Annotated in this window: 15 protein-coding genes; 4 read left to right on the forward strand and 11 right to left on the reverse strand. The window is 75.0% G+C overall.

What is annotated here, in order from left to right; genetic code table 11:
- Nucleotide 1: 1 nt before the first annotated feature.
- Both CHC04_RS04940 and CHC04_RS04945 read right to left on the reverse strand, forming a co-directional pair.
- Nucleotides 2-1,390 (reverse strand): metallopeptidase TldD-related protein, encoded by a 1,389-nt coding sequence (locus CHC04_RS04940; protein ID WP_089402801.1) that lies wholly within the window; start codon nt 1,388-1,390, stop codon nt 2-4.
- Nucleotides 1,387-2,898, reverse strand: a complete 1,512-nt coding sequence (locus tag CHC04_RS04945; RefSeq protein WP_089402802.1) for a TldD/PmbA family protein — start codon at nt 2,896-2,898, stop codon at nt 1,387-1,389. Before CHC04_RS04945 ends, CHC04_RS04940 begins: the two co-directional genes overlap by 4 nt.
- 87 nt (nt 2,899-2,985) lie before the next feature.
- Here CHC04_RS04945 and CHC04_RS04950 point away from each other — a divergent pair, with 87 nt between their 5' ends.
- Complete coding sequence (locus CHC04_RS04950; protein ID WP_089402803.1) at nt 2,986-3,831, forward strand: MBL fold metallo-hydrolase; 846 nt, start codon at nt 2,986-2,988, stop codon at nt 3,829-3,831.
- On the opposite strand, the gene CHC04_RS04955 is transcribed toward CHC04_RS04950, so the two are convergent.
- The 4 genes from CHC04_RS04955 to CHC04_RS04970 all read right to left on the reverse strand — a co-directional run bounded on the left by CHC04_RS04955 (nt 3,832) and on the right by CHC04_RS04970 (nt 7,046).
- Nucleotides 3,832-4,311 carry an SRPBCC family protein gene (locus CHC04_RS04955; RefSeq protein ID WP_089402804.1) on the reverse strand — a complete coding sequence of 160 codons (480 nt, stop codon included), beginning with the start codon at nt 4,309-4,311 and terminating at the stop codon, nt 3,832-3,834.
- The gene (locus tag CHC04_RS04960; protein ID WP_089402805.1) at nt 4,308-4,661 is read right to left on the reverse strand and encodes an ArsR/SmtB family transcription factor; all 354 of its coding nucleotides are present in this window, start codon (nt 4,659-4,661) and stop codon (nt 4,308-4,310) included. Before CHC04_RS04960 ends, CHC04_RS04955 begins: the two co-directional genes overlap by 4 nt.
- A 62-nt stretch (nt 4,662-4,723) precedes the next feature.
- Nucleotides 4,724-5,563 (reverse strand): endonuclease/exonuclease/phosphatase family protein, encoded by an 840-nt coding sequence (locus CHC04_RS04965; RefSeq protein ID WP_089402806.1) that lies wholly within the window; start codon nt 5,561-5,563, stop codon nt 4,724-4,726.
- Between the two features lie 166 nt (nt 5,564-5,729).
- Nucleotides 5,730-7,046 carry an amidohydrolase family protein gene (locus CHC04_RS04970; RefSeq protein ID WP_089402807.1) on the reverse strand — a complete coding sequence of 439 codons (1,317 nt, stop codon included), beginning with the start codon at nt 7,044-7,046 and terminating at the stop codon, nt 5,730-5,732.
- A gap of 81 nt (nt 7,047-7,127) precedes the next feature.
- Here CHC04_RS04970 and CHC04_RS04975 point away from each other — a divergent pair, with 81 nt between their 5' ends.
- Genes CHC04_RS04975 through CHC04_RS04985 form a run of 3 tightly spaced genes read left to right on the forward strand, consistent with a single transcriptional unit; the run spans nt 7,128 to nt 9,105 of the window.
- Nucleotides 7,128-7,823 (forward strand): DedA family protein, encoded by a 696-nt coding sequence (locus CHC04_RS04975; RefSeq protein ID WP_089403326.1) that lies wholly within the window; start codon nt 7,128-7,130, stop codon nt 7,821-7,823.
- On the forward strand, nt 7,820-8,476 hold the full coding sequence (locus CHC04_RS04980; RefSeq protein WP_089402808.1) for an HAD family hydrolase: 657 nt from the start codon (nt 7,820-7,822) through the stop codon (nt 8,474-8,476). The genes CHC04_RS04975 and CHC04_RS04980 overlap by 4 nt, the downstream gene beginning before the upstream one ends.
- Complete coding sequence (locus CHC04_RS04985; protein WP_089402809.1) at nt 8,473-9,105, forward strand: alpha/beta hydrolase family protein; 633 nt, start codon at nt 8,473-8,475, stop codon at nt 9,103-9,105. The genes CHC04_RS04980 and CHC04_RS04985 overlap by 4 nt, the downstream gene beginning before the upstream one ends.
- 140 nt (nt 9,106-9,245) lie before the next feature.
- On the opposite strand, the gene CHC04_RS04990 is transcribed toward CHC04_RS04985, so the two are convergent.
- The 5 genes from CHC04_RS04990 to CHC04_RS05010 form a co-directional block, all read right to left on the reverse strand.
- A complete protein-coding gene (locus CHC04_RS04990; RefSeq protein WP_089402810.1) occupies nt 9,246-10,331 on the reverse strand; it encodes an SRPBCC family protein in 1,086 nt (361 codons plus the stop codon).
- 94 nt (nt 10,332-10,425) lie between these two features.
- Nucleotides 10,426-11,283 carry an FAD binding domain-containing protein gene (locus CHC04_RS04995; protein ID WP_089402811.1) on the reverse strand — a complete coding sequence of 286 codons (858 nt, stop codon included), beginning with the start codon at nt 11,281-11,283 and terminating at the stop codon, nt 10,426-10,428.
- A complete protein-coding gene (locus tag CHC04_RS05000) occupies nt 11,280-13,772 on the reverse strand; it encodes a xanthine dehydrogenase family protein molybdopterin-binding subunit (protein ID WP_089402812.1) in 2,493 nt (830 codons plus the stop codon). The genes CHC04_RS04995 and CHC04_RS05000 overlap by 4 nt, the downstream gene beginning before the upstream one ends.
- Entirely contained in the window at nt 13,769-14,263 is a 495-nt protein-coding gene (locus CHC04_RS05005; protein WP_089402813.1) for a (2Fe-2S)-binding protein, read from the reverse strand. Before CHC04_RS05005 ends, CHC04_RS05000 begins: the two co-directional genes overlap by 4 nt.
- Before the next feature lie 218 nt (nt 14,264-14,481).
- Complete coding sequence (locus CHC04_RS05010) at nt 14,482-15,738, reverse strand: MFS transporter (protein WP_217897182.1); 1,257 nt, start codon at nt 15,736-15,738, stop codon at nt 14,482-14,484.
- Nucleotides 15,739-15,804: the final 66 nt, after the last annotated feature.

A 15,804-nucleotide genomic window follows, 5' to 3' on the forward strand; every position in this document is an offset into this window, starting at 1 on the left:
TCTAGCTGGCGGGTGACACCGAGCTCATGTTGAAGTCAGGCACCCGCACCGGCGGCATCGCGGCGCGGGTGAACCAGTCGTTCCACTCGCGCGGCAGGGTCCGCTCGGTGCGGCCCACCTGGGTGATCCGCGCCAGCAGGTCCACCGGGGACTCGTTCCACCGGAAGTTGTTCACCGCGCCGGTGACCTCGCCGCCCTCGACGAGGAAGACGCCGTCGCGGGTCAGGCCGGTGAGCAGCAGCGTCTGCGGGTCGACCTCGCGGATGTACCAGAGGGTGGTCAGCAGCAGCCCGCGGTCGGTGGCGGCCACCATCTCGTCCTGCGTGGCGGTCGCGGCGGCGTCCTCGAGGAGGAGGTTGTCGACGGCGACCACGGCCGGTGCGGTGGTCTTCAGCGCCCACGCCCGCGGCCGCACCAGGTTGGTGAGGACGCCGTCGCGGATCCAGTCGACCGCCGGCGTCGCCATGCCGTTGTCGAAGACGCTGGCCGAGCCCGACGAGGTGCTCACCACCTGGAACGGCGCGGCCTCCAGGCCCGGCGCGGCGGGGTCGCTGCGCAGGGTCAGCGGCAGGGCGGCGAGCCGGTCGCCGATGCGGTTGCCGCCGCCGGCGCGGGCGAACACGTTGCGGCCCTCGTCGGCGTCGCGGGCCTCCATCGTCCAGTAGGCGTAGAGCATCAGGTCGCTCACCGCCGACGGCGGCAGCAGCGTCTCGTAGCGCCCGGCCGGCAGGTCGACGCGCCGCTGCGCCCAGCCGAGCTTGCGCTCGACGTCGGCGGCGAGGTCGGCCACGGAGACGTCGCGGAAGTCGCGGGTGCCCACGCCGGCCCACACCGAGCGGGAGTAGTCGGTGCTCTTGCCGTTGAGCTCGACGCGGCCGGTGGGCTGGTCGTGGCGCAGCCGCAGCCCGGTCGAGGTGCCCAGGTAGGTCGTGGTCATGGCGTGCTCGGCGTAGCCGAACAGCAGCTCGCCGCGGTCGTGGGCGGCACCGAACGCCTCGCCCAGCGCCGGTGCGAACTCGGCGAACACCTCGATCGAGGTCTCGGCGGGGTCGGCGTCCCAGTCCCCGCCGCCCGGCGGCGCCTGGTCGACCAGCGGCACGGCGTCCTCGGCGGGCCCCGCGTCCCGGGCGGCCTGCTCGCTGGCGGCCACCAGCTCGGCGACGTCGGGCGTGCCGGTCCGCGCGACCGTCCCGGTGGCCATGCCCGCCCCGCCGTCGACGAACGAGACGACGACGACCTGGCGCGAGCGCATCGCCCCGTTCGTCGTCAGGCTGTTCGACGCCCACCGCAGGTTGGCCTCGGTGCTCTCGACGACGTGGACGACGCAGCCGTCGGCGGTCGAGGCGGCCAGCGCCTTCTCCACCAGCTGCTGCCCGGTGAGTTGGCTCATCGGCCGCCCTCCTGGACCGTGTTGAGGATGGTGACGCCCTCGAAGAGCGCCGCCGGACAGCCGTGGCTCACCGGCGCGACCTGCCCGGGCTGGGCCTTGCCGCAGTTGAACGCCCCACCGAGGCGGTAGGTGTCGGGCCCGCCGACCGCGCGCATCGAGCCCCAGAAGTCCGTCGTCGTGGCCTGGTAGGCGACGTCGCGCAGCTGCCCCGCCAGCCGGCCGCCCTCGATGCGGTAGAAGCGCTGGCCGGTGAACTGGAAGTTGTAGCGCTGCATGTCGATCGACCAGCTCTTGTCGCCGACGACGTAGATGCCGCGCTCGACCCCGCCGACCAGGCCGTCGAGGTCGGGGCCGTGGTCGTGCGGCTGCAGCGAGACGTTGGCCATCCGCTGCACCGGCACGTGGTGCGGGGAGTCGGCGAACGCGCAGCCGTTGGAGCGCGCCATGCCGCCCAGCCGGGCGGTGTTGCGGTCGACCTGGTAGCCGACCAGCACGCCGTCGCGGACGATGTCCCACCGCTGGGCCTCGACGCCCTCGTCGTCCCAGCCGACGGTCGACAGGCCGTGCTCGACGGTGCGGTCGCCGGTGACGTGCATGAGCTCCGAGCCGTAGCGCAGGCTGCCGAGCCCGTCGACGGTGGCGAAGGACGTGCCGGCGTAGGCGGCCTCGTAGCCCAGCGCCCGGTCGAGCTCGGTGGCGTGCCCGACCGACTCGTGGATGGTCAGCCACAGGTTGGACGGGTCGACGACGAGGTCGTAGCGGCCCGGCTCCACCGACGGTGCCTTGGTCTTCTCCCGCAGCAGCTCGGGCAGCTCCGCGAGCTCGCCGTCCCAGTCCCGGTGCCCGCCGGTGAGGTACTCCCAGCCGCGGCCCACCGGCGGCGCGAGGGTGCGCATGCTCTCGAAGGCGCCCGTCGTCCGGTCGACGGTGAGCGCGGTGAACTCCGGTGAGATGCGCACCCGCTGCTGGCGGGTGCGGGTGCCGGAGGTGTCGGCGTAGTACTTCTGCTCCTTGACGTGCATGCACCCCGACTGCACGTGCTCGACGCCGTCGGCGGCCAGCAGCCGCTCCGACATCTCGGTGAGCAGCGCCGTCTTCTCCGCGTCGGGGACGTCGAAGGGGTCGACGTCGTAGGCCGACACCCACGCGCCCTGGTGCACCGGCTCGGGGGCGAGTTCCACCCGGTCGGTGGCCAGCGCCGCGGACACCTGCGCGACGGCGACCGCCTGCTCGGCCAGCCGCACCGCCTCGGCCGCGGTGAGGACGACGCCGGCGGCGAAGCCCCAGGCGCCCTCGTGGACGACGCGGACGGCCAGGCCCAGGTCCTCGCCGGTGGCCAGCGCCTCGAGGCGGGCGTCGCGCAGGGTGATCGCCTGCGTGCGGATCCGCTCGACCCGCAGGTCGGCGTGCTCGCAGCCGAGGTCGACGGCGCGGGTCAGCGCCGCCTCGGTCAGCGCGGACAGGGGCAGGGCGAGGAACGACTCGTCGACGTCGCGGGGCTGCACCACCGCCTCTGTCTACCAGCCGCCCTGGGCACCCCTCCGTGCACTTCCGCGGAAGTGCACGGACCGGCGGCCAGGGGTAGCACCCGCCGCATGACGGCCGACCCGGGCAGCGCCGACCGCAGCGCCGACCTCACCGACGAGCGCACCTCCGACGTCACGCTCACCTTCGGGGGGAACGCGACGACGCTGCTGCGGCTGGGCGGGTTCACCCTGCTCACCGACCCGAACTTCATCCGGCGCGGGCAGCGGGTCTACCTGGGCAAGGGCCTGTTCGCCAAGCGGCTGACCGACCCCGCGATCCTGCCCGAGGACCTGCCCGACCTCGACGCCGTCCTGCTCTCCCACCTGCACGGTGACCACTGGGACCGCGTCGCCTACGCCACCATCGACAAGGCCACGCCGATCGTCACCACGCAGGCCGCGGCCCGCACGCTGTCCTCCCGCGGCTTCTCGGCCACGGCGGACCTGCGACCGTGGCAGGTGCACGAGGTCGGCCGCGGCGAGGAGACGCTGCGGATCACCTCGGTGCCCGGCGTGCACGGCCCCGGCCCGCTCGCCAAGGTGCTGCCACCGGTCATGGGCAGCGTGCTGGAGCTGCTGCGCGACGGCGAGGTGACCTGGCGCGGGTACGTCACCGGCGACACGCTGTTCCGGCCCTGGCTCGGTGAGGTGCTGCAGCGCTGCGGGCCGCTCGACGTCGTCGTCGCGCACCTGGGCGGCACGAAGGCGCTCGGCGTCACGGTGACCATGGACGGCCGGCAGGGCGCCGACCTGGTGGAGCTGCTGAAGCCGCCGGTGACCGTGCCGGTGCACTACGACGACTACGACCGGTTCGCCTCGCCGCTGGGCGACTTCGTGCGAGAGGTCGCCGAGCGGCGCGCACCCGGGGAGCTCCGGACCGTCCTGCGCGGGGAGACGATCTCACTGCGCGCCTGATCAGCGGCCCAGCAGCTCGTCGAGGCGCTCGTAGCCCTGCACGACGCCGACGTCCATGCCGCTGGCGAGCATGGCGTCGCGGTCGGCGAAGGAGTCGCACAGCGAGGTGGAGGTGAGCCGGGTGCGGCCGCCGCCGAGGTCGGTGAGCACGAGCTTCTCCAGCGCGACGCCGTCGGGCTGCCCCTCGAAGGTGAACGTCTGCACGATGAGCTCGTCGGGGCGCACCTCGTGGAAGCAGCCGCGGAAGGCGTACTCGCCGTTCCCGTCGCTGTGCAGGTAGCGGTAGGAGCCGCCGGTGCGGCAGTCGTAGTGGTCGATCCGCATCTCCAGCCCGCGCGGCCCCAGCCACTGCACGACCAGGTCCGGGTCGGTGTGCGCCCGGAACACCTTCGCCGGCGGGGCGTCGAACTCGCGGGTGATGCGGATGAGCGGGACGTCGGGGTCGGCGGCGATCTGCGTCTCGCGGGTGCTGGTGGTCACGACGGGTTCCTCTCCTGGGGTGGGTCGCCCTCCGGCATGGACCGCAGGACGTCGTCGAGGCGGCGGTAGCGCTCCTCGGCCCGGCGGCGGTAGCGCTCGATCCACGCCGTCATCAGGTCGAACACCTCCGCCTCCAGGTGCACCGGGCGGCGCTGGGCCTCCCGGGTGCGGCTGACCAGGCCGGCGTCCTCCAGCACCCGCAGGTGCTTGGAGACCGCCTGCACGGTCACGTCGTAGGGGGCCGCCAGCTCGCCGACCGTCGCGTCACCGACCGCGAGCCGGGCGACGATGTCGCGCCGGGTCGGGTCGGCCAGCGCCGCGAACACCCGGGACAGCGCGTCTGCCGCCACCGCCGACCTCCTTCGTCAACCTCTCGGTTGAGGACGACGCTAGCCCTCGCCCGCCCCCTCCGTCAACCGTTCGGTTGAGGAGCCCAGGAGCCGGGCGGGTGACCGGGCAGCGCGAGATCGGCCATGACGCCGAAGTGGTCGCTCGCCCACACCCCGCCCACCGGCTCGTCGAGGACCCGGGCGCACGACACCACCTGCAGCGTCGGGCCGTGCACGCCGGCGCGCACGAGGACGTGGTCGATGCGGCGGCTGACGGCGGTGGCCACCTCCCCGGCCCGCACCAGCGGGTTGCGCGCGTCGAAGGTGACGCCGGGATCGGCCGGGTGCAGCGTCTCCCAGGCGTCCTGGTAGCAGACGCTCGTGCCGTCGAGCGACCGCCGTCCGCGCCAGAACTGCAGGCTCGCGGCATCGGGGGTCGCGTCGAGATCGCCCAGGACGACGGCGTGGTCGGCGCCGTCCGCCAGGAGCTCGAGCACCCGGGCGGCGGCCAGCGCCTGCTGCTCGCGCTCGTGCTCGTAGCCGAACTGCCAGCTCGGCTTGTGGTGGGCGACGAGCGTGCGCCCGACCGGGGTGTCGGCCTCGACGACGAGCGTGGCGCACCAGGGGAAGTCCGCCGTGCGGGGCGTGCAGTGCCCGTCGACCTCCTCGACCACGCGGTGCGGCGCCCGGGTGGCCAGCGCGCCGCCCACGCCGTCGTCGGCGGTGCGGGAGAACGGGGTCACGGCGTACCCGGGGCCGAGCAGCTCCTCGACGGTGCCGTCGGCGACGGGCACCTCCTGCAGCGCGACGACGTCGGCGTCGAGGCGGCGCAGCGTCGCGGCGATCAGCTCCCGCCGGCGGGCCCAGTCCGGGTTGGCCGGGCCGAGCACGTTGAGGGTCAGGACCCGCAGGGACGCCGTCATGCGTCGCAGTCAACCGCGGTGCGGCCGGGCCCGTCAGCCGCCGTCGCACCGGGCGCCCGGCCGGCGTCCTGGCTCACCGCAGCGCGTCCTGGCTCACCGCGGTGCGTCCTGGCTCACCGCCGCGCGTCCTGGCTCACCGCCCCCCGCGCGCCAGGACGCAGCACGATCAGCTCACCTGATCGTGCACCGAGCCGGCCAGCCGGGCGGCGCGCTCGGCCACCTCGGCCCGCAGCGCGCCGGCGTCGACGGTGGTGACCTCACCGCCCGCGACCACCTGCCGGCCACCCACCCACACGTCGCGCACCAGCCGGGAGACACCGGACCAGACGAGGTGGGTGAGCAGGTCGGCGGCATCGCCCACCGGCTCGAAGCCGAGGTCGCGGGTGTCGAGGTGCACCAGGTCGGCCCGCCGCCCGGCCTCGACCTGGCCCAGGTCGGGCCGGTCGACCGCGTCGGCGGCACCGCCGGTGGCCAGCCAGAACGCCTCCGCGGCGGTCAGCGCGGTCGCCGACATCTCCCGCAGCCGCGCGAGCCCGGCGGCCAGCCGGACGTCGGCCAGCAGGTCCAGCCCGTCGTTGGACGCCGGCCCGTCGGTGCCCAGGCCCACCCGGATGCCGCGGTCGAGCATCGCCCGCACCGGCGCGATGCCGCTGGCGAGCTTGGCGTTGCTGGCCGGGCAGTGCGCGACGGCGACGTCGTACTCGCGCCACAGCTCGAGGTCGCCGTCGTCGACGTGCACGCTGTGCGCGGCGAGCACCCGCCCGCCGAGGACGTCGTGGGCGGCCAGCAGCGCCGGCACCGACAGCCCGTGCCGGGCCAGCAGGTCGGCGCCCTCGCCGGCGGTCTCGGCCACGTGCAGGTGCAGCAGCATCCCGTGCTCCCGGCACAGCTCCGCGGCCCGCCGCAGCAGCGGCAGCGGCACGGTGTAGGCGGCGTGCGGGCCCAGGCCGTACTCGACCGTGCCGTCGCCGGGCGCTCCGCGCGCGAGGTCGACGGCGGCGGCCATCTGCTCCTCCAGCGGCGGCATCCCCGGCAGCGGCACCATCGGCGCCGGGATGACCGCCCGCGCGCCGGTCGCCCCGACCGCGGCGGCGATCCGCTCGGGTGAGAAGTACATCTCCACGCTGGTGGTCACCCCGCCGCGCAGCATCTCCGCCGACGCGGCGGTCATCGCGACCTCGACGTCGTCCGGTGTCAGCCGCGCCTCCCGCGGCCACATCACCTCGCGCAGCCAGCGGTCCAGCGGCAGGCCCTCCCCTTGGCCGCGGAACAGCACCATCGGCGCGTGCGAGTGGGCGTTGACGAGTCCCGGCAGCAGCAGGCCGGGCAGCGTCACCACCTCGGCGCCCCCGGCCGGCGGGGCGTCGGCGGCCGGGCCGGCCCAGGCGATCCGCCCGTCCTCGACGTCGACGACGGCGTCCGGGACGACGGTGCCGGACCGGTCCCCCACGACGACGGCCCGGGCGGCGAGTCGCTGGCGCATGGCGGCACGCTAGCCCCAGCGGCCCCGTCCGACCGGCCGACGTGCAGGCAGTGCCCAGGAGCCGCCCGTACCGTGGACGCCATGTCCTTCCTGGCCGCCACGGCCTCCTCCGACCAGGGCGGGCTCACCGCGTGGCTGCTCTCCCTCGTGGACTCCCTCGGCCCGATCGGCGTGGGCTTCAGCATCCTGCTGGAGACGGTGATCCCGCCGATCCCCAGCGAGGCGGTCCTCGGCGCGGCCGGCGTGCTCATCGACAGCCCGTGGGCGTTCGTGGCCGTCGTCGGCTGCGCGACCATCGGCTCGATCCTCGGCGCGGTCTTCTTCTACTACGTCGGCCGCGCGCTGGGCCCGCGCCGCTCGCACGCCTTCCTCGACCGGCTGCCCCTGGTGGAGACCGCCGACGTCGACAAGACCTTCGCCTGGTTCGAGCGGCACGGGCGCTCGGCGGTGTTCTTCGGCCGCATGGTGCCGATCGTGCGCAGCTTCATCTCGGTGCCTGCCGGCGTCGTGCGGATGCCCTTCGCGCAGTTCCTCCTCTACTCCGCGGCGGGCAGCCTCATCTGGAACGCCGTCCTGGTCACCCTCGGCTGGCTGGCCCGCGACTTCATCGAGGCGAACCTGCACTACCTCGACTACGCCGTCGTCGCGGTCTTCGTCCTCGCGGTGGGCTACCTGGTCTACAAGCGGGTCAGGGACATCCGCCACCACCGCCGCCGGCAGACCACCGCGGGCCGCTCCGGGGACGTCCGCGGGACCGGCGACCGCCCCGCCGCGTGAGCCGCCCCGAGGTCGTCGCGTTCGACGTCAACGAGACCCTGCTCGACCTCTCCCCCGTCGCCGCGGCGCTGGTCGAGCTGGGTCGGCCGGCGCACCTGCTGCCCACCGTCTTCGGCCGCACCCTGCACACCGGCGCGGCGGCGACCGTGGCCGGCGTCCGGCTGACCTTCCGCGCCGCCTTCGAGTCGGCGCTGGCGCAGCTCACCGACCTCTCCGACGGCGAGCGCGCCCGGGTGGCCGACACCTTCCTCGAGCTCGTCCCGCACCCCGACGTCGAGCCCGCGCTGCGCCGGCTGGCCGCCGCCGGGGTGCGGGTGGTGACGCTGTCGCACGGCTCGCCCGGCGTCGCCGAGGCCGGCCTCGAGCGGGGCGGCATCGCGCCGCTGGTCGAGCGGACCCTCTCCAGCGAGACCGTGCACGCGTGGAAGCCCTCGCGGGAGGCGTACCTGTGGGCGGCCGGCGTGTGCGACGTGCCGCCCGGGCGGATGGCGCTGGTGGCCGCGCACGGCTGGGACGTCCTCGGTGCCGAGCGCGCGGGGCTCACCGGCGCCTGGTTCCCGCGCGGCGAGCGCGTGTACCCACCGGCGTTCCCCGCCCCGACCGTCCTCGCCGGGGACCTCGCCGGCGCGGTCGACGCGCTGCTGGCGCTGTGAGCTCCCCCGCGCTGGTCGACACCCCGCTCGGACCGGCCGCGGTGCACGCCGACGGCCCGGTCGCGGGCGCCCGCGGGACGCTGGTGCTCGGCCACGGCGCCGGCGGCGGGGTGGGGTCGGCCGACCTGGTCGCCGTCGGTGGCTCCGCCGGCGCGGCCGGGTGGCGGGTGCTGCTGGTGGAGCAGCCGTGGCGGGTGGCCGGCGGGCGGATCGCCCCGGCGCCGCCGCGCCTGGACCTCGCCTGGACCGCCGTCCTGGACGCGCTGCGCACCGGTGGCGCACCGGCCGGGCCGCTGGTGCTCGGCGGCCGCAGCGCCGGTGCGCGGGTGGCGTGCCGGACCGCCGTCGACGCCGGCGCCGACGGCGTGCTGTGCCTGGCGTTCCCGCTGCACCCGCCCGGCCGGCCCGAGCGCAGCCGAGCCGGCGAGCTGACCGGCGCCGGCGTGCCGGTGGGCGTGGTGCAGGGCGAGACCGACGCCTTCGGTCGCCCGGAGGAGGTCGCCGCGGTGCTCGCCGGCGTGCCGACGGCGTCGGTCTACGCGGTGCCGGGCGACCACTCGTTGCGGCGGGCCCCCGACGTGGTGGCCGCGGCGGCGACGTCCTGGCTCGAGGACCTGCTCAGCGGTTGATCACCGGGCTGTTGCCGTGGACACGCGCGGACACGCCGGCGGGAGCGGCAACGACCCGATGATCACCGGGTCGTTGCCGCTCGGCCCCGTCCGGAGGCTCGCGCCGAGCGTGCGAGGCGTGAGAGGGACGGGGTCCTCCGTCAGCGGCGGCGGCGCCGGACGGCGAGCAGCACCAGCAGCAGCACCGCCAGCACACCCGCCGCGGGGCCGGCGTAGCGGGCCATCGCCGCACCGCCCGCCACCTCGAGCAGATCGATCGGCTCGGGCTCGGCGACCGGCTGCGTGCGGACCGTGGCCGCCGCGGGGGCGCTGCGCGCAGGCGCGCCGGTGGCCGGGCGGCTCGGCGGGGCGGTGTTGCCCGACGGCGGCGTGCTGGGCACCCCGCCGGCGGCGGCCACGGGTGCGGTGTCGGAGGCCGACGGCGCGGTGTCCGAGGCGGCGGGAGCGGCGTCGGTGGCCGCCGGGGCGTCGGCGTCGACCGCCGCGATGGAGACCGTGTCCGTCGCCCCGACCGGCGTGATCGGTGCCGTGTCGGTGGGCGGCGGGGCGTTCCCGGCGTCGGTCGTGCCGGTGGAGGTCACCGAGTCGGTGGCCGCGGCAGCCGCCTTGCGGGCCTTCGTGCCGGCCTTGCGGACGGTCTCGGCGGCGGCGTTGTCCCCCGGCACCTGCTCGACCGACTGCGCGACCTCCTCGGCCACCCCGGTCGCGGTGGCAGCGACCGTCGTGCCCACGGCGGGCTCCTGCTGCTGCGCCGCCGCGTCCCGGTCGACGGTGACGTCGTCGCCGCTGGCGAGCTGGGCGGCGAGCTTGTCGGCGAACTGGCCGAGCAGCTTGTTGCCGACGTCGGTCATGACACCGCGGCCGAACTGCGCCGGGCGGCCGGTGATGTTGAGGTCGGTGAGGACGTCGACGCGGGTGGTGTTGCCCTCGCCCTTGAGCTGGGCGGTGATGAGGGCGGCCGCGGTGCCGTTGCCGCGCTGGTCCTTGCCGCGGCCGTCGATGACGGCCTTGTGCGCCGCCTCGTCCTTCTCGACGAACGACGCCTTGCCCTGGTAGGTCAGGTTGATCGGGCCGAGCTTGACCTTGACCCGGCCGGTGAACGAGTCACCCTCGACCGAGTCCAGCGCGGCGCCGGGCATGCAGGGGGCGATGCGCTCGATGTCGAGCAGCACCCGCCAGGCCTCGTCGACGGGGACGGGGACGGTGAAGGAGTTCTCCAGCTGCACGGTGCGACCTCCGGGGTGAGGAACGGACCTCGGCCGGTCCGCCCGGGGAGGGCGGGCCGGCCGAGGGCGGGCGGGTGCCGGGTCGTGTCGGAAACTACAACCCGGCGGCGGTCGCGACCGCCCGGCGGGTCAGCACCTGGGCGAGGTGCTGGCGGTAGTCGGCCTGGGCGTTGAGGTCGCTGCTCGGGCTGGTGCCCTCGGCCGCGGAGCGGGCCGCCGCGGCGACCGCGTCCGGTGACGCCGACGCGCCGGCCAGGGCCGCCTCGGTGGCCGGCGCGCGCAGCGGGACCGGGCCCATGTTGGTCAGCCCGATGCGCGCCTCGGCGATGTGCCCGTTCTCCCGCCGGACCGCCGCGGCGACCGCGACGATCGACCAGGCCTGCGCCACGCGGTTGAACTTCTCGTAGCGCACCCCCCAGTCGCCGGCGAGCTTGGGCACCCGGATCTCCACGAGCACCTCACCCTCGTCGAGGGCGGTGGTGAGGTAGTCGACGAAGAACTCGCGGGCCGGCACGGTGCGCCGACCCTCGGGCCCGGCGACCACCATCTCGGCGTCGAGCGCGAGCGCCACCGACGGCAGGTCCCCGGCTGGGTCGGCGTGGGCCAGCGCCCCGCCGAAGGTGCCCCGCCGGCGGGTCTGCCGGTCGGCCACCGTCTCGGTCGCCTCGGCGATGAGCCGCGCGTGCTGGGCGATCAGCGGGTCGGCGATCACCTCCGCGTGGGTGGTCATCGCGCCGATCACCAGCGCGTCGCCGTCCTCGCGGACGCCGCGCATCTCGGCGACCCGGCCGAGGTCGACGATCGTCTCGGGTGCGGCCAGCCGCAGCCGCATGACCGGGATGAGCGACTGCCCACCGGCCATGATCTTGACGTCGTCACCGCCCTCGGCGACCGCCTGCACGGCCTCCTCGACGGTGGTCGGCCGGACGTACTCGAACGGCGCGGGGATCACAGGGCACCTCCCGTGGACGACGTGCCGGTGGACGGCGCCTGGGCCGACTCGGCACCCTGCGCGTTGGTCTTGGCGGTCGCCCGGTCCCCGCCGTCGCCGCCCTCGTGGACGGCCCGCCAGACCCGTTCGGGCGTCAGCGGCATGCGGATGTCCCGCACCCCCAGGTGCCGGACGGCGTCGAGCGCGGCGTTGACCACCGCCGGCGTGCTGGCGATGCAGCCGGCCTCGCCGACGCCCTTCGCGCCGATCGGGTTGCCCGGCGCCACGTGCACGGTGTTGTCCGTGTCGAAGTGCGGCAGGTCGGCGGCCGAGGGGACCAGGTAGTCGACGAAGGTGCCGGTGGTGAGGTTGCCGTCGGCGTCGTAGACGGCCTCCTCGTACAGCGCCTGGGCGATGCCCTGGGCCAGTCCGCCGTGGATCTGCCCCTCGACGATCAGCGGGTTGACGATCGTGCCGACGTCGTCGACGCAGGCGTACTTGCGGATCTTGACGAACCCGGTCTCGGTGTCGACCTCCATGGCGCAGATGTGCGTCCCGTGCGGGAAGGAGAAGTTGACCGGGTCGAACGCGGCGTCCGCGTCGATCGTCGGCTCGATGTCCTCGGGGTAGTTGTGCGCGGTGAACACCGCGAGCGCGATCTCCTGGATGGCCATGCCGGTGCCCGGGGTGCCGCGGACGGAGAACCGGCCCCCGTCGAACTCGAGGTCGTCCTCGCTGGCCTCGAGCAGGTGGGCGGCGACCTTGCGGGCCTTGGCGATCACCTTGTCGGCGGCCCTGACCACCGCGGCACCGCCGACGACGAGCGAGCGGGAACCGTAGGTGTCCAGGCCCCGGGAGGCGATCGCGGTGTCGCCGTGCAGCACCTCGATGTCCTCGAACGGCACGCCGAGCCGGTCGGCGACCAGCTGGCTCCACGCCGTCTCGTGCCCCTGGCCGTGCGGGGTGGAGCCGGTGACCACCTCGACCTTGCCGGTGGGCAGCATCCGGATCGTCGCGTGCTCCCAGCCACCGGACCCGAACGACAGCGAGCCGAGCACCCGGGAGGGGGCGATGCCGCACATCTCGGTGAACGTCGAGAAGCCGATGCCGAGCTGGACCGGGTCGCCGGACTCCCGGCGGCGGCGCTGCTCCTCGCGCAGCTCGTCGTAGCCGATGAGCTCCAGCGCCCTGCGCGTGGCCGTGTCGTAGTCGCCGCTGTCGTACTCGAGGCCCGCCACCGTGGTGAACGGGAACTCCTCGGCGTCGATCCAGTTCTTGCGGCGCAGCTCCAGCGGGTCCATGCCCAGCTCGACGGCGAGCTCGTCCATGATCCGCTCGATCGCGAAGGTCGCCTCGGGCCGGCCGGCGCCGCGGTAGGCGTCGGTCGGGGTCTTGGTGGTGAAGACGCCGTCGAGCTCGAAGCGGTAGGCCGGGAACTTGTAGATGCCGGGGAACATGAACGCGCCCAGCGCCGGCGTCCCGGCCGTGATGAGCCGCAGGTAGGCGCCCATGTCGGCCAGCAGCCGGACCCTGAGTCCCTTGACGTTGCCCTCGCGGTCGGCGGCGATGTCGATGTACTGGACCTGGTCGCGGCCGTGGTGGGCGGCCATCAGCGACTCGCTGCGGGTCTCGGTCCACTTGACGGGCTTGCCGAGCCGGCGGGCGACGAGCAGCGCGAGGATCTCCTCGGGGTTGACCTGCAGCTTGCCGCCGAAGCCGCCGCCCACGTCGGGGGCGATGACCCGCAGCTTGTGCTCGGGGATGCCGGTGACCATGGCGGCCATGACGCGCAGGATGTGCGGGATCTGGGTGGCCGACCACATCGTGAAGCTGTCGCCGACCGGCTGGACGACGACCGACCGCGGCTCCATGAAGGCCGGGATCAGGCGCTGGTTGACGAACCGCCGGCTGACGACGACGTCGGCGTCGGCGAAGGCCTGCTCGGTGTCGCTGCCGGTGCCGGCCTCCCCGGCGTCGAAGACGAAGTGGTAGCTGGTGTTCGAGGACAGGTGCGAGTGGACGAGGTCGGCGCCCTCCTTCGCCGCCTCCTCGACGTCGAGCACCGGCGGGAGCGTGTCGTAGTCGACGTCGACCAGCTCGATCGCATCGGTGGCCGCGGCCCTGCTGCGGGCCACGATCAGCGCGACGGCCTCCCCGACGTGGTTCACCTGGTCGACCGCGAGCGACGGGTGACCCGGGTTGACCATGTCGGGGGTGACCTGCCAGGCGCTGGGGATCGAGCCCTGCTCCTCGGCGACGTCCTGGCCGGTGAGGACGGCGACGACGCCGGGCGCCTCGCGGGCCGCGCTGACGTCGATCGCGGTGATCCGGGCGTGCGCCACCGGGCTGCGGACCAGGGCCATGTGCAGCATCCCGGGCAGGACCATGTTGTCGGTCCAGGTGGTCTCGCCGGTGATGAGGTGGGCGTCCTCCTTGCGGCGGCGGGCCTGCCCGATCTCCTTCTCCGGCGCGGAGGGGGCGGTGGTGGCCGGGTCCTCGGTGACGGTCACGACTGCGCTCCCAGGGTCTCGGAGGTGCCCGACATCTCGCGGGCGGCCTGCTGCACGGCCCGGACGATGTTCTGGTAGCCGGTGCAGCGGCAGAGGTTGCCCTCGATGCCCTCGCGGACCTCGTCCTCGCTGGGGGACGGGTTCTCCTTGAGCAGGTCGATCGAGGCCATGATCATCCCCGGCGTGCAGAAGCCGCACTGCAGACCGTGCTGCTCGTGGAAGGCCTTCTGCACCGGGTGCAGGGCGTCGGTGCTGCCGATGCCCTCGATGGTGGTGACCTCGGCGCCGTCGGCCTGCACGGCCAGGACGGTGCAGGACTTCACGGCCTGCCCGTCGAGGTGGACGGTGCACGCGCCGCAGTTGCTGGTGTCGCAGCCCACGACGGTGCCGACCTTGCCGAGCGCCTCGCGCAGGTGGTGCACCAGCAGGGTCCGGGGTTCGACCTCGTCGGTGTAGGTCACTCCGTCGACCCGCATGCTCACCCGTGTCATGGATCCTCCGCTTGGTTGCAGGGGGCGAGTGCGCCCGGTGGCCGGGCGCTCCAGGGCGGAGTCTGCCTACGGAGGAGTGACTTAGGCCACGCTTACCTCCACACGGAGCCCCTGCGCATCCGCAGGAGCGGACCGGGAGCGCGGATCGAGCCGCGCCTGCGGCGCGCTCCGGTGCGCGGTGCCGCAGCGGAGAGGTTGCAACCGCGTTGCAGCGGCGGTCAGCCGGCCGGGACGGCGCGCGCCTCGCGGCTCCGCTGCAGCTCGCGGCTGCGGGTCAGCTCGCGGCGGCGCAGCAGCGCGCCGGCGGCCAGCGCGACCAGGCCGAGGCCGGCCAGCCCGGCGCCGACCAGGCTGGGGGCGGTGTAGCCGTACCCGGCGGCGATGACCACGCCGCCGAGCCAGGCGCCGAGGGCGTTGGCGGCGTTGAGCGCGGAGTGGTTGAGCGCGGCGCCGAGCATCTGCGCCTCCCCGGCGACCTCCATGAGCCGCAGCTGCAGGCAGACGACGAGCGTCGAGGCGCTCACCGCCACGAGGAAGATCCCGGCCAGCAGGGTCGGCCCGCTACCCGCCGCAGGGGCCAGCAGGGTCAGCAGCACGGCGAGGGCGACCAGGGTGCCGACCAGCGAGCGGAACAGCGCCACGTCGGCCAGCCGCCCGCCGAGCGCGGTGCCGAGCACCCCGCCGACGCCGAAGGCGAACAGCACCCACGGGACGGCGCTCCGGGACAGGCCGGTGACCTCGGTGGCCAGCGGCGCGACGTAGCTGTAGACGGCGAACATGCCGCCGAACCCGACGGTGCCGACCGCGAGGGTGATCAGCACCTGCGGCCGGCGCAGCGCGCCGAGCTCGGTGCGGACGGTGGCGTCCCGGTCGCCGGGCGTGGAGGGGACGACGGCGAGCACGGCGACCACGGTGAGCGCGGCGAGGACGACGACGGCCCAGTACGCCGCGCGCCAGCCCAGCGTCTGCCCCAGCCAGGTGGCGGCCGGGACGCCGGCGACGGTGGCCACCGCGAGGCCGAGCATCACCGTGCTCACCGCCCGGCCGCGCAGCGTCGGCGGCACGAGGGAGGCGGCGACCAGCGAGGCCACGCCGAGGTAGGCGCCGTGCGGCAGCCCGCTGACGAAGCGCGCGAGCAGCAGCGCCGTCGGGCCCGGCGCCACCGCGCTGAGCGCGCTGCCGGCGAGGAGGACGGCCGCCAGCCCAACCAGCACGCCCCGCCGCGGCAGCCGCGCCCCGAGCGCGGCGAGGACCGGGGCGCCGACGACGACGCCCAGCGCGTAGGCGGAGATCACGTGGCCCGCGGTCGGGATGTCCACGCCGGTGCCGGCGGCGATGTCGGGCAGCAGGCCCATGGTGACGAACTCGGTGGTCCCGATCGCGAACCCGCCCAGCGCGAGGGCCAGCAGCGCGGCGGCGACCCGCGGGGTGGTCAGGGACGCGGGTGCGGGCGGTGCGGCGGCACGGGCGGTCACGTGACCGTGCCAAGGGAACGGGACCGATGCGTATTCCCGACCCGGTCCAGGTGCCGATTGCGCGAC

Origin of the sequence: Geodermatophilus saharensis (genome assembly GCF_900188205.1) — a bacterium.
Classification (GTDB): Bacteria; Actinomycetota; Actinomycetes; order Mycobacteriales; family Geodermatophilaceae; genus Geodermatophilus; species Geodermatophilus saharensis.

Excerpts from the sequence above, each read along its gene's own strand:
- CHC04_RS04940 (WP_089402801.1), bottom strand. The coding sequence starts at position 1,390 with ATGAGCCAACTCACCGGGCAGCAGCTGGTGGAGAAGGCGCTGGCCGCC.
- CHC04_RS04950 (WP_089402803.1), top strand. The coding sequence starts at position 2,986 with ATGACGGCCGACCCGGGCAGCGCCGACCGCAGCGCCGACCTCACCGAC.
- CHC04_RS04965 (WP_089402806.1), bottom strand. The coding sequence starts at position 5,563 with ATGACGGCGTCCCTGCGGGTCCTGACCCTCAACGTGCTCGGCCCGGCC.
- CHC04_RS04970 (WP_089402807.1), bottom strand. The coding sequence starts at position 7,046 with ATGCGCCAGCGACTCGCCGCCCGGGCCGTCGTCGTGGGGGACCGGTCC.
- CHC04_RS04975 (WP_089403326.1), top strand. The coding sequence starts at position 7,128 with ATGTCCTTCCTGGCCGCCACGGCCTCCTCCGACCAGGGCGGGCTCACC.
- CHC04_RS05005 (WP_089402813.1), bottom strand. The coding sequence starts at position 14,263 with ATGACACGGGTGAGCATGCGGGTCGACGGAGTGACCTACACCGACGAG.